The sequence below is a fragment of the Desulfonatronum sp. SC1 genome (genome assembly GCF_003046795.1).
Taxonomy (GTDB): Bacteria; Desulfobacterota; Desulfovibrionia; order Desulfovibrionales; family Desulfonatronaceae; genus Desulfonatronum.
In genome coordinates this window covers 67730-81421 of sequence record NZ_PZKN01000007.1, presented here as the reverse complement: position 1 = coordinate 81421, position 13692 = coordinate 67730, and the positions used below count along the sequence as shown (strand labels likewise).

The following is a 13692-nucleotide window of genomic DNA, read 5'->3' as shown; positions in this document are numbered from 1 at the left end:
CGAAGCGTATTCAGCATACGTGAGGGTTTGAACATTTTGCCGCAACGCAGCCAGCGGGGATTTTTCAACAGCCCATCAGATTCTGGCGACTCCGGAATCCCGAGCGGCCTGCTCCACCCGCTCGGCCACGGCGTCGGCCACTCCCGGATGGAACGCGCTGGGGATGATCACCCCCTGGGCCAGTTGCTCCTCGTCCACGCAATCCGCGATGGCCTGTGCAGCGGCCAGCTTCATGGCCTCGTTGATGTCCGAGGCCCGGCAGTCCAGGGCACCCCGGAAGATGCCGGGGAAGCAGAGCACGTTGTTGATCTGGTTCGGGTAATCGGAGCGGCCGGTGGCGATCAGACAATCCAGGTCCGCGATTTCCTCGGGCAGGATTTCCGGAATGGGATTGGCCATGGCGAAAATGATCGGCTTCGGGGCCATCTTCAGCACGTCTTCCCGCTTCAGGGTTCCCGGTCCGGACACGCCCACGAAAATGTCCGCGCCCTTGATCACATCGGCCAGAGTGCCTTGCTCATTGTCCGGGTTGAAAATTTGGGCGCACTCTTCCTTGATCGGGTTCATACCTTTGGTCCGGCCGCGGTAGACCACGCCCGTACGGTCGCAGGGGATGATGTTCCGCACCCCGGCCTCGGCGAACATCTTGGCGCAGGCCACTCCGGCGGCCCCGAACCCATTGACCACCATACGCAAATCCTCGATCTTCTTGCCGGTCAGCTTCAAGGCGTTGAGCAGCGCCGCCAAGGCCACCACCGCGGTACCGTGCTGGTCGTCGTGGAATACCGGGATGTCCAGCCGCTTTTTCAATTCCTGCTCCACGATGAAGCAATTCGGGGCGGCCACGTCTTCCAGGTTGATCCCGCCGAAGGTCGGGGCGACCTTTTCCACGAAGTCGATTAGTTCTTCCGGGGTCGTGGTCTTCACGCACAGCGGGAAGGCGTCCACCCGGCCAAAGGCCTTGAACAGCACGGCCTTGCCTTCCATCACGGGCATGGCCGCCAGAGGCCCAATGTTCCCCAGTCCCAAAACCGCCGTGCCGTCGGAAACCACGGCCACGCAGTTCTGGCGGATGGTCAGATCGAAGGAGCGCTCCGGATCCTTGTGGATCGCCTGGCAGACCCGGGCCACGCCGGGCGTGTAGGCCATGGCCAGTTCGTCCGCGTTGTCCACCGACGACGTGGGGGCGATCTCCAGCTTGCCTCCGTCGTGAATGGCCATGGTCGTGTCCGTGGCCCAGGAATCCAGGACGCAGGGCAGGGCCTGCACCGCGGCGACCACCTTTTCCCCGTGCTCAACGGAGGTAGCGTAAAATTCCAGCGAAATTTCCTCAGCCTCCATGTCTTCGCCCACACGAAAAAACTGGACCAGGCGTGCGCCTTCACGGCCCAGGGTTTCTAGCAGCAAAACGCGATTCTCCTGCTTCTTCTCCAGCCGGATATCCATGGTGAAACTGTAACTTGCGGAAAAATGGGTGCTCATGGTGGGTAGGGCTCCTCTTGCTAAATGGTTATATGATAACGTCTCACCGCTCCGGAACAAACCGAGCCTGGACAATGCGTTTGACGGTGTTCTTTTCCCAGTCTTTCCCGCCCAGCAGGGAGGCGAGGTATTCGACGGTGTGTTGGACCTCCCGGGGGCGTCCCAGCTCGTTCAGGCACCTGGTCAGCCCGATACGGCAGGACGGGCATCCGACAAGGATCGGAGCAGGGGATTCCACCTGGCTGATGTCCGTGCGCAGTTGGTCGATCTTGCGTCGGCGCAGCTTGTTGTAGATGGCCGGGGAGGTCATGGCTCCCAAGCCACTCTCTCCGCAGCAGTGCGGGCTGACGCGGACTTTGGCGTCCAGGAGCTTGCCCAGGGATTCGGCATAGATTCTGGCCGCCTTGACGCCCTCCACCCCGGACCATTCGCCGTGACACGCGGCGTGATAGAGCAGTTCCCGGGGCGCTGCGGTCTGGAGTGACTGAATCAGCGGCTTACCCCCTTTTTGGCCCTGCTTCTGTCCTTGTTTTGGGCTGATACGTTGCAGCAGAAATTGCAGCGCATCCTGGTGTTCCAGGGCCGGACCGGAGGAGGATGCCAGATTGTAATCGCGCAACCCCGCCCGGCAGGAGCCGCAGGCCGTGATCACGTGGGAAACCGTGAAGCCCTGGGCCCTAGTCTTATTCAGCAGGCGGTTCAACGCGGCTATATTCCGCTCCCGATTAGCCCCGAAAGCCTGCTCGCCGCCGCTGGCCAGCAGCGGATACCCGCAACACAGGTGGAATTCGGGGAGAATGACCTGGCAGTCCGCGTCCAGCAACAAGGAGATGGTGGCCAGACCGATGGAGCGGAAAAAGAGCCCGGCCCCGCATCCTGGAAAATAGAGCACGGTTTCCCTGTTCGGGATCGAGCCGCCGTTGCCGGCCGGGAGAAAGACGCCACCCTTGCCCAGGTTAAGGCTCTCGGACAGGTTCTTCATCTCCATGTTCGGCCCCTTGCCCTGGAGCAGAGGGCTCTCGGCCCGCCGACGCCATCTGGAGGGGATCAACCCCACGGCCGTGTTCTGAATGGCCTGACCCACGGCCAAAAACTTGGCCGCTCGGGGCAGGCGACACGCCGGATCCTTGACCAGATAATCCAGGATGCGGTTCTTGAAGGGGTGCCCGTCCGCGCCCTTGCCCTTGAGGTAACCGCGCAGATCCAGAATCACGTCCGGGGTGTTGATCTTCACCGGACAGGCGGACATACATTTGCCGCAGCCCGTGCAGTGCTCCATCAGCCGCCCCAGTTCCTTCAGCAGGCGCTGGTCCGGCTGTCCGGACTGGAGCTGGGTGTAGAACACCGCCTCGATCATCGCCCCCATGCTGATGTTCTTGTTCCGGGGATGGAACAACAGCCCCTTTTCCGGGAGGTACATGGGGCAGACCTGCTTGCACTTACCGCACCGGGAGCAGGTCTGGATGGTAGTCAGCAGCTTGATCAGCCGCGCCCGCTCCGGCAGGCCGCTCTGGCGCAGATCCTGGATCAGACGGTTGAAGGAAAAGGTGAACGGCTGGACCAATTGCTCCCGGCTGGTCAGCTTGCCGGGATTGATGATGTTCCTGGGATCGACCTTGGCCTTGTAGGCCTTAAGGGCCTTGATCTTTTCCTCGGGCAAAAAGGCGATCTTGGTAATCCCGATGCCGTGCTCCCCGGACACTGCGCCCTTGAGTTCCAAAACCTTCTTGAAGACCTCTCCGGCGGCTTCCTCGGCCTGATGCAGCATGTGCGGGTCATTGGAGTTCACCGGAATGTTCACGTGGCAGTTGCCGTCCCCGGCGTGCATATGGTTGGCCACGATGACCCGGGTTCCGCGCATCCGAGAAAGGATGGAGTCCAGCTCGGGCTGTCGGCGGGGATAGCGATTGCGCAGATCCTGAAAAAAGAACTGGGTCTGGATCTCGAACTCCTGGTCGGAGAGTTCCTTGGCCGTGATCTCTCCTCGCAGGATTCGGGCGCAGTAGTCCAGTTCCATCTCCACGAACTCGTCACTGTCCGGCAGGCCGTCGAGACCGCCCACTTCCTGGAGCGCCTTGCGATACGCCTTGGCTAGGTAGCGCAGATTCAGCTGTTCCAGAAAGTCGGAAAACTCCGGAATCACCTTCAAGGGGATGACGATGTCCTCGTTGATCTTGAATCCGCTGGTCCGGCGGGTGATGGCGCTCAGACGGTGTCGATCCTCCCAGAATACTTCGGCCTGCCGGGCGTCCGTGGCCGTGAACACCTCCACGTTCTCGTACGGTCCGACAATGTCCACCACCATGCCCACGGCCTCGTCCAGGGCCACCTCGTCGTCGGAATCCATCTGGACCAGCAACACGGAGATGGGGTCGCCTTCGTAGCGGGAGGATTTTTTCTGGTACTCGATGGCCTGGACGTACTTCGGCCCGAACTCCTCCAAAGCGGACATCTTGACCAGGTCGCCCTGCTCCCGGATGGTGTCGCGCATGCCCACCAAATCGTTGATCACCAGCATGGCCGGGTGCATGCTGCGTCCGTAGAATTCCAGGCACAGGGTCCGGGAGAAGGTCGGCTGGGGATACAGGGTGAAACAGGCTTCGGTGATCACCCCGTCCACGCCCTCCTTCTGAATGCCCGGCAGTCCGCCCAGGAATTTGTTGGACACGTCCTTGCCCAGGTCCGCGCCCCGGATTTCGCCGCCGTGCAAGGCAATGATTTCAGTGACCCGACCGTGATCGTCCAGGATTTCAAAGACCGCGTCTTCGTGGGGCAAAATTTTGTGCCGGGGATGATTCTTGCGACGCACCTCGATGCGCTCTCCACTGGGCAGGACCATCACGTAGCTGAGAAGGTTGTCCAAGGTGGTCCCATATTCGAAGGCAAACGGCCCGCCGGCATTCTCGGAAATATTGCCGCCCAGGGACGAGGCAGCCTTGGAGGCCGGGTCCACGGTGAACAGCAAGCCCTGGGCCGCCGCGGCCTGGATCGCGTTCAGGGTGATCATTCCGCTCTGGGCGCACAGAACCTTTTCCTGAACATCAATGTTCAAAACGGCCTTCATCCGGCTCAGGCTCAGAATCACCGTCCGTCGACCGGACGGGATAGCCCCTCCGGTCAGGCCGGATCCCCCCCCTCGTGGCACAAGACTGAACTCCAGCTCATTGGCCAAACGGATGATGCACTGCACCTGCTCTGTGTTTTCCGGGGCCAGAACGAGCAGAGGCAGTTCCAGGCGAAGGTCCGTGGCGTCGGTGGAACATTCCACCAGGGCGTTGGGCTGGTTGTTGACGCACTCCTCCGGCAGACACTGCCGCAGACGCTTGATCAGGTTCTGCTTGAACAGCAGCTCGGCTTCGTAGTCCCTCCAAAAGTGCTCCACGGCCCCTTGCAAGGCCGTGGCGTACTCCGGGGCCAGGGACGGAACAATGGCCGCCAACTGATTGTCCACGCTGCTGCGGACCATTTCCTGGGGAATGAAAGGGTTGTAGCGCAGCAAAAACAGCTCTGCGGCCAGGTCCACGGCCAGGGTGCGCACGGTTTCCGGCCAGGACTCGACTTGGTCCTGGGTCAGATTGAAGACTCGGGGCAGAAGACGGATGTGAGGGACGGAAAGATGGGGTCCGCGCTGGGTCATGATGTGTACCAACTTGAAAAAGGCGAAAAAGAGGAAATGTTAGCCAAGACCTCCTGGAAAGACAAGGTGGATTTATAGCGATTCAAAGCAAGGAGATACGGCGCGTTCACCCGCGCTGAAGTCGGATTCGTCCATACATGGCCTGACCCAGGGAGATGCAGGCGTCGTTGGGAGGGAGGTAGGCGTGGACCAGGGGGGCCAGGCCGCGTTGGGACAGGGCCTGGGGCAGCAACGTGCTCAGGGTGGCGTTCTGCATCACCCCTCCGCTCAGGCCCACAGTGCGCGTACCGGATCGCTGGGCCAGCAGGGCCGCTAGCTCGGCCAGGCCCTGAATCAGGCCCAGATGAAAGCGCCGGCTGATCGCCCCGGTCGACGCCCCAGCCTCCCAGTCGGCATGGACCTGGCGGAACAGCAACAGAGTATCCAATTGGACCGGATCACGCTCGGCCAGGACCTGGCAGACGTAAGGCGCGGCCTGGTCGTCCAGGTTTTGAATCCGTTCCAGGATGATCGCGGCCTGCCCTTCATAAGCCATGACGTGCTTCAAGCCGAACAGACCGGCTACGGCGTCGAACAGGCGACCGCAACTGGTGGTCGCCGGGCAGTTGATCCCTTTTTGGAGCATGGCCTCCACGAAGGCGTCGGCCTGAGGGTATTCCTCCAGCCAGGGCCAGAGGCGACTTCCAGGGGCCGTGATCCCGATACTCCATAAGTAACTCCTGGCCATGCGCCAGGGCTCCCGGGCCGCGGCCTCGCCGCCGGGCTGGGCCACGGGAACGAAATGGCCCGCACGGCTGAATTCCCCACTTCGAGGATCCACCAGCATGGCCTCGCCGCCCCAGATGTTCCGATCCGTGCCCAGTCCGGCCCCATCCAGGGCCAGCCCCAGGCTTGGTTCCACATGCCGGTTTTCAGCCAGGACCGCGAGGATATGGGCCACGTGGTGCTGCACCCGGGCCAGGGGAATCCTCTGGCACTCGCTCAGCTCCTTACCATGTCCGGTGCTCATGTAGTCCGGGTGCAAATCCGCGACCAGCATCTCGGGCTGAACCTGCAAAATAGTCCGCATGTAGCGGATGGTGTCCTGGTAAAACGAGAACGTCTCCAGATTGGTCAAATCTCCGACGTGCTGGCTGACAAAGGCCTGGTCTCCCTTGGTCAGGCAGATCGTTGCCTTGAGTTCCGGCCCCAGCCCCAGCACGCACGGGCCACCCCGATTCAAAAAAATCGGCGACGGCGTGTACCCTCTGGCCCTGCGGAACATCTCGGGCCGCCTTATTTTCCGGTTCAAGCGCAACACCGAATCGTCGCAGCGGATCAGGATATCCCGGTCGTGGAGCAGGAACAGGTCGGCCAGAGGCGCAAGGCGCTCCAAGGCTTCCCGGTTGCCCAGGGCGATGGGTTCATTGCTCAGGTTGCCGGAGGTCGCCACCAGGATCGGGAGCCGCTCTGACCCCGCCGCTTCCCGGAACGCGTCCAGCAGGATATGGTGCAAGGGGGTATAGGGCAGCATCAGTCCCAGGCGGTCCGTGTCCGGGGCTAGATGCTTTGAGAGCACCGGACCGACTTTGGGGTTCAGACGCGACAGGAGAACGATGGGCCGCTGGGCGGACAGCAGATGATCCCGCTCCATGGAGTCCGCCTCCACGACCCGGAGGGCGGTTTCCAGATCTGGAGCCATCACGGCCAGCGGCTTCTCCCAACGCTGTTTCCGCCGTCGCAGCTCGGCCACGGTCGCGTCGTCCCCCGCGTCGCAGATCAGGTGAAATCCGCCCAGTCCCTTCACGGCCAATATATTTCCCTCGGCCAAAGCCCCAGCCGCCAAAATCATTGCGTCACCCCCCTCAGCCAGGCGTTCCCCGGATGGCAAACCCAGCCAGACCCGCGGCCCGCAGACCGGACAGCAATTAGGCTGGGCGTGAAACCGGCGATCCAGCGGGTCTTCGTACTCCCGCAGGCAGTCCGGGCACTGCGGGAAGCAGGCCATGGAGGTCATGGGCCGATCGTAGGGGATGCTCCGGGTGATGGTCAGGCGCGGCCCGCAGTTGGTGCAATTGATGAAGGGATAACGGTAGCGACGATCTCGCGGGTCGAACAGCTCTCGCAGGCAGTCCGCGCAGGTAGCAGTGTCCGGACTGATGAGCACCTGGTGGCCTTCTCCGGCCGTGCTTTGCAGAATCCGGAAGTCCGCCTCGTCCGGTCGGGACGCGATTCTTTCGGATTCCAGGGCGGTGATCCGGGCCAACGGCGGCAGCGCCTGCCGAAGCCGATCGCCGAAGAAGGAGGCCGCGCCGTCCGGCCCCTGGACCTCGATAATCACTCCCTCGGGGGCGTTGCGCACGAATCCGGTCAGTCCGACCTCCAGGGCCAGCTTGTACACCGTGGGCCGGAAGCCCACGCCCTGGACTTGGCCGGTGACCACTAGACGATGACGAGCTATGGATTTCATGGTTGTGGGCGGGGCGCTCATGGGGAGTGGGTCAAAAAAGCCCCGAGACGGAAATCCGTCCCGGGGCCAAGGAGGGGAGGAAAGACAAAAATGAGAAAAGGATGGCTCCCTAAATCCCGGAGAGCATGTTCTGCTCGCCTTTGCTCAGCAGCCGGTCCAGGTCCAGCAGAATCAGCAGGCGGTCGGCCAGCTTGCCCACCCCGCTGATGTATTCGGACTCGATGCCGGAGATGATCGGCGGTGGAGGTTCCACGGTGTTCGCCGGGATGCGAAGCACCTCGGAGACCGAATCCACCACAAAGCCGATGATGACGGTGTTGATCTCGATAACGATGATCCGGGTATGCTTGTCGTGCTCCTGGGCGGCCATGCCGAAGCGCTTGCGCAGGTCGATGATCGGGATGACCTTGCCGCGCAGATTGATCACGCCCTCCACGAAATCCGGGGCCTTGGGCACCCGGGTGATGCCCATCATCCGGATGATCTCCTGCACCTTGAGGATCTCCACCCCGAACTCTTCATCTCCGATGTGAAAGGTGACCAGTTGGAGCAGGGCGCTGTCCTTTTCCTGCCGGGCATAATGTTCTTGCATGCGATTTCTCCCTAAGCGGTGAACGGCTCAGTGACTGTTCGGAACTTCTTATCACCTGAAATGCGGTCCGGCAACACTAAACGTTCTTCAGTTCCTGGACAAGGTTTTGCAAGTCCTGGGCCTGCCTGGCCAGTTCGGAGATGGCCTGGGCCGACTGGTTCATGACCTCGCTGGTCTCTGAGGCGATGCGGTTGATGTCCTCCACCCCGCGGTTGATTTCCTCGCTGGTGGCGGACTGTTCCTCCGCGGCCGTGGCGATGGACCGAACCTGATCCGCGGCCTGCTCGGCAAAGCCCAAAATTTCCTTCAAAGCATCGCCCGATTTGTTGGCCAGTTGCGTGGCGTCCTCAATGGCGGCCACGGACTGGTCCATGCCTTGAATGTTGGCTCGGGTGCCCTGCTGAATAGCGGAGATAGCCTCGCCCACCTCCTTGGTGGCGTTCATGGTCTTTTCCGCCAGCTTGCGCACCTCGTCGGCCACCACGGCGAACCCGCGTCCCGCGTCCCCGGCCCGGGCCGCCTCGATGGCCGCGTTCAGGGCCAGCAAGTTTGTCTGGTCCGCTATGTCCTCGATCACATTCATGATCCGCCCGATCTGCTCGGCCTGCCGCCCCAGGTTGTTCAGGTTTTCCTTCATTTCTCCAGCCTGCCGCTGGACCTTGTTGATGGCGTTGACTGCGGAACTGACCACATTCGCGCCGTCCACGGCTTTGGCCCTGGCTTGGTCTGAAGCCTCGGCTGCCTGGGAGGCGTTCTTGGCCACTTCCAAAACCGTGGCATTCATCTCCTCCATGGCCGTGGCCGTTTCCCCGGTCCGAGCGCGCTGCTCCTCGGAACCGCGGCTGGCCTGCTCCACCTGGGCGGCCAACTGCTCGGACGCCGATGTCACCTGTTCCACCACGCCCTCAAGCTGTCCGGCGGCTTGCAGCATGCCGTCCCGTTTGGCCTGTTCGGCCTGACGCTTGGCTTCCTCGGCCTCCTGGGTGGCCAGGTTGCATTCATGGGCCTTGCGGTCGGCTTCCTCGGCTTTGTCGTCGGCCTCTTGGATCTTGGCCTTCAAGTTGGCCACCATGGTTTTCAAGGCCTGGGCCAGTGTGCCGATTTCGTCCTTGCTCTTGATGTTCAGCTGTTCATCCAGTCGGCCCTGGGCCACCAAGGTGGCGAAGTTAGTGGCGCGGCCGATGGGGCCAGACAAGGTCCGGGCGAAAAGCGCGCCCACGGCGATCATCACCGCGCCGATAATCACGCTGACCAGCAAAATGGACATTAGGATGCTGTTTTGGGTTTGCTCGATGACGCTGCGCTCGACTCCGATGAAAAACATGCCCCCAACCTGACCAGTGGCGTCGATTAGTGGCCAGTAGGCCGTATCGTAGTTTTGACCAAGGATGAGATTGCGGTCGAAGAATGTCCGTTGCTCGCGCAACACCGTGGAAATTACGCGAGGATTGTCCATCTTCGTACCCACGACCCGCTGTCCGTCGCGCATGATGGTCGTGGCCAGACGGGTGTCCGCTTCGAAAACCGTGGCTTCCACGCCGAAACGCGTTTTGAGTTCATCGACGAACTGAAAATTTCCAAAGTCGAATCCCGGCGTGACCACGCCGATGATCCGGTCACCCATCTTCACCGGATACCCGGCGCGAAGCGAAAACTTGATTTCCGTGCCGCGCTCAATGCCAACACTGGACTGCCCCCGCAAGGCCTTTTGGACGTTTACCTGCCCGGCAACGCTGTCCCCGACCCGCTCGGAGTGTCCCCTGGCCACCACCACGCCGTGGGCGTCGGAAAACGTCAAAAAGTCTACCCCGGTTTGTTGGATCACGTCCCTGGCGAGAGCGCGCAGGAAGCCGGAGTTACGCTCCTCGATGGCGTGCTGCACCTCGAAGTTGACGGCCAGGAGCATGCCCACGGTTCCGAGCAACACCTCCCAATCCTCGATTTCCGCCTCCACGGCCCCCTTGAACCCGCCCACTTCCTCAAGTGCTTTTTCATCGAACCCTTTGGTGACATAGTGGTTGGTGGTAAAAAACAAAACGCCGCTAGTCAGAAGGACCGCCAAGACGATAATTCCGATCAGTTTGCCGAAGATTGGAACACGCATCCGATCACGCCTCCCGGAAAGTTACAAAGTTTGAAGAACAGATACTGAACTACATTAAATCGGCAAAAAAAAAAGATTCTTTAGCCGAGTCGATCCTTCGTTTGCTAAAAAAAACAAGCCCCTTCTCTTTCAATCCATTGCTCATTTATATCTCACACAAGCGAACGGGACGGACAGGATGAAGAATGGGAAACATATCTCAACGACATCACCCTGTAAACAGCTATAATGAGATGAAATGTTCGGCCGCCTTCTCGCCAGTCGCGAAGAAAACTAAAAACTCCGGTTTGTGCTGTAATTGAAATATTTTGCTTGCCAGCCCATCTGCTTTTGGATATGTTCACTCTCTTTTTGAAAGTTTCCCTCACAAAAACGGAGATCCCACCCGTCGTGAGGCCGGGAGGTGAAGACAACTTGCCAGGAATTATTTTGAGTGAAAACGATCACTTTGATTTTGCCTTGCGTAAATTCAAGAAACAGGTGGAAAAGGCCGGCATCCTTTCCGAGCTGAAAAAGCGGCAGCACTACGAAAAGCCCAGCGTTCAGAAGAAGAAAAAGGAAGCCGCCGCCCGCAAACGCGCCGTCAAGAAATCCCGAAAAATAAACTCTACACGATGAGCCTTCAAGAGCGGATCGAACGCGATTTCATCGCCGCTTACAAAAACAAGGACACCGTCTTGGTGGCCGTCTTACGTATGCTCAAGACGGCCACCAAGAATCGTCAGGTGGACCTCCAGCGCCTCCTGTCCGACGACGAAGTCCTCGACCTCGTGCTCAAGCAGATCAAGCAGCGCCAGGAATCCATTGACATGTACTCCAAGGCCGGCCGGGACGAACTGGCCGCCAAGGAGGCCGCGGAACTGGAACTGTTACGCGCCTACCAGCCCCAACCACTCTCCGCCGACGAACTGACGGCGCTGATCGAGACCGTGGTCTCCGAACAGGGAGCCACGTCCATCAAGGACATGGGGCGGGTCATTCAGGCGATCATGAACACCCACAAAGGGCGGGTGGACGGCAAGGCCGTCAGCGAACTGGTGCGGAACCGCCTTTCTTCCTAAAAACACGCCCGGTTCCATTTTGCGATGGAATCCAGAACACTTCTTCTTCTCGATTTTCCCAAAATTCTCGAGGCGCTGGCCGCCTGTTGCCGTTCTGAATCCGGGGCACGGGCCGCGAACGCGGTAACCCCGGCTTCGACCCTTGAGGACGTCTCCCGCCGCCAGTCCCGCCTGCGTCAAGCCCTGGCCTGGGCCGGTGAAACGCGGGTCGACTGCCCGAGCTTTCCCGACGTCGACGGCGTATGGACCTACGTCCAACCCCAAAGCCAAGCCTCCCGCGTTCTGGACTTGGACGCCCTTTGGGCCCTGGGCCGTTTCCTTGCTGCGGCCAAGGAACTCCGCGGCGCTCTGTTCTCCACGGATGCGTCCCGCTGGCCGGATCTGCGCTTGGAGGCCGAGTTCCTCTCCTGGCCGGACCTCACTGCCGCTGCCTTGAAACGCTGCGTCGGCGACGACGGGCGGCTCAAGGACGAGAGCTCACCGGAACTCTGGTCAGTGCGCCAGGAAATCCGCCAAATTCATCAACACTGCACCAAAAGAGTCAAGGACTTCGTCACGGATCAGGGCATCGGCCACTATCTCCAGGACGATTTCATGACCATCTCCTCGGACCGCTACGTCCTGCCGCTGAAAAGCAACTTCAAGGGCAAGGTGGCCGGGATCATCCATGATTATTCCCAGACCGGGGAGACCTGCTACATCGAACCGATGTTTCTTGTGGAGGTCAACAATAAGCTCCAGGACCTAAAGCAGGAGGAGCGGGAGGCCGAGAACCGCATCCTGGCTCAGCTCACCGGTTTGGTCCGCCAGGAATTGGAGCGGTTGCGGCCTCTCTTCCAATGGCTGACGGACATGGATCTGCTCCTGGCCGCAGTCGCGTTGGCCCAAAAAATGGAGGCCCGGCCCGTGGACGTCGTTTTGGACGGCGAGCTGGATCTGAAGCAGGCCCGGCACCCCCTGCTGCTCCTCGCTGGCCACGGGGCCACCCCCGTGGATCTGCAGCTCAAAGGCGACCAACGGGTCCTGATCATCAGCGGAGGCAACGCCGGCGGCAAGACCGTGGCTCTGAAAACCGCCGGTCTGCTGGCCGCGATGGCCTTTTCCGGACTGGCCGTGCCCGCGGCCGAAGGCGGAACCCTGCCGCTGTGGCGAGACATCCATGTGTTCATGGGCGACGAACAGAGTCTGGAGGGGCAGCTAAGCACGTTCTCCGCCCAGATCAACCACGTGGCCGCGGTTTGGGAGCGCATCGACACTCGCAGCCTCGTTCTTCTGGACGAATTCGGCGCCGGGACCGACCCCAGCCAAGGTGCGGCTCTGGCCCAGGCCGTGGTGGATGGGCTGCTGGATCGAGGCGCCTGGGCTGCGGTGGCCACTCATTTTCCATCCCTCAAGGCCTACTCCCTGACCCGGGACGGCGTGCGTTCGGCCTCGGTGCTCTTTGATCCCAAAACCAACAAGCCCCTGTACACCCTGGCCTACGACCAAGTGGGCGCCAGCCAAGCCATGGAAGTGGCCAGAGAATACGGCCTGCCCGCTTCGATCCTGGCCAAGGCCGAACAGTATCTGCTGCTGGACGGAGCGGACACCACCCGACTGATCGAGCGTCTCAACGCCCTGGCCGTGGAACGGGAGAAGGAATTGGCCGAACTCGCCGAGCAGCGCACGGACCTTCGTGCGCGCAGGGCCAAGCTGCGGACCGAATTCGACCGGGACAAGTCGGCCCTGCTCCAGGACATCAAAAAACAATCCCAGGACGTGCTGGCCAAACTGCGCGAGGAAAAAATCTCACGGCGCCAAGCCCTGCGCGAACTGGCTGAAACCCGCAAACAACTGGAAACTGATTCTCGGCCCGACGCGCCCGAGGACCAATCCTCCACCTGGGAAGACTACCAGGTCGGCGACCGGGTCGCGTACCCGGCCTGGAACAAAACCGGGGCGGTCCAGGAAAAGGACGAGCGCAAGCAGACCCTGAAGGTGGAACTGGGCGGAGTGTCCCTCTGGCTGCCCTATCGGGACGTCGCGTCGATCGGCCGCCAAGAAGGCTCTTTACCCGGCCCCGGCGGGACGACCGTGCGCTCCGCCCAAGCCGCTCCGGCTTCCCTGCGTCTGGATTTGCGCGGCCAGCGGGTCGACGAGGCCCTCAGCGAACTGGCCGCCTTTCTGGACCGGGCCTTGCTGCGCGGCTCGGAGCAGGTGGAGATCATTCACGGCCGCGGCACCGGGGCCCTGCGCCGGGAGGTTCACCAGTTTCTCAAGACCCACCAGGTGGTCTCCGCCTATGCCGTGGCCAACGAGGATCAAGGCGGCGATGGGGTGACCGTGGTCACCTTGCGTTAAGACGGACGATTTCCGGTAACGAAAATT

Annotated in this window: 8 protein-coding genes; 3 read left to right on the top strand and 5 right to left on the bottom strand. The window is 61.2% G+C overall.

The window, feature by feature from the left end:
• Positions 1 to 75: 75 nt before the first annotated feature.
• The 5 genes from C6366_RS05540 to C6366_RS05520 form a co-directional block, all read right to left on the bottom strand.
• Positions 76 to 1482, bottom strand: a complete 1407-nt coding sequence (locus tag C6366_RS05540; RefSeq protein ID WP_107736351.1) for an NADP-dependent malic enzyme — start codon at positions 1480 to 1482, stop codon at positions 76 to 78.
• A gap of 43 nt (positions 1483 to 1525) precedes the next feature.
• Positions 1526 to 5119 (bottom strand): FAD-binding and (Fe-S)-binding domain-containing protein, encoded by a 3594-nt coding sequence (locus tag C6366_RS05535; protein WP_107736350.1) that lies wholly within the window; start codon positions 5117 to 5119, stop codon positions 1526 to 1528.
• A gap of 106 nt (positions 5120 to 5225) precedes the next feature.
• Positions 5226 to 7589 carry a carbamoyltransferase HypF gene (gene hypF, locus C6366_RS05530; protein ID WP_233248401.1) on the bottom strand — a complete coding sequence of 788 codons (2364 nt, stop codon included), beginning with the start codon at positions 7587 to 7589 and terminating at the stop codon, positions 5226 to 5228.
• An 88-nt stretch (positions 7590 to 7677) separates the two neighbouring features.
• The gene (locus C6366_RS05525; protein WP_107736348.1) at positions 7678 to 8160 is read right to left on the bottom strand and encodes a chemotaxis protein CheW; all 483 of its coding nucleotides are present in this window, start codon (positions 8158 to 8160) and stop codon (positions 7678 to 7680) included.
• 76 nt (positions 8161 to 8236) lie between these two features.
• Complete coding sequence (locus C6366_RS05520) at positions 8237 to 10264, bottom strand: methyl-accepting chemotaxis protein (protein ID WP_107736347.1); 2028 nt, start codon at positions 10262 to 10264, stop codon at positions 8237 to 8239.
• Positions 10265 to 10678: 414 nt separating this feature from the next.
• Between C6366_RS05520 and rpsU the strand changes: the two genes are divergently transcribed.
• From rpsU to C6366_RS05505, 3 genes are read left to right on the top strand one after another with little or no spacing between them, the layout of a single operon-like run.
• Complete coding sequence (gene rpsU, locus C6366_RS05515) at positions 10679 to 10882, top strand: 30S ribosomal protein S21 (RefSeq protein WP_107736403.1); 204 nt, start codon at positions 10679 to 10681, stop codon at positions 10880 to 10882.
• Complete coding sequence (locus tag C6366_RS05510; RefSeq protein ID WP_107736346.1) at positions 10879 to 11325, top strand: GatB/YqeY domain-containing protein; 447 nt, start codon at positions 10879 to 10881, stop codon at positions 11323 to 11325. Before rpsU ends, C6366_RS05510 begins: the two co-directional genes overlap by 4 nt.
• A gap of 24 nt (positions 11326 to 11349) precedes the next feature.
• Entirely contained in the window at positions 11350 to 13665 is a 2316-nt protein-coding gene (locus C6366_RS05505; protein WP_107736345.1) for an endonuclease MutS2, read from the top strand.
• Positions 13666 to 13692: the final 27 nt, after the last annotated feature.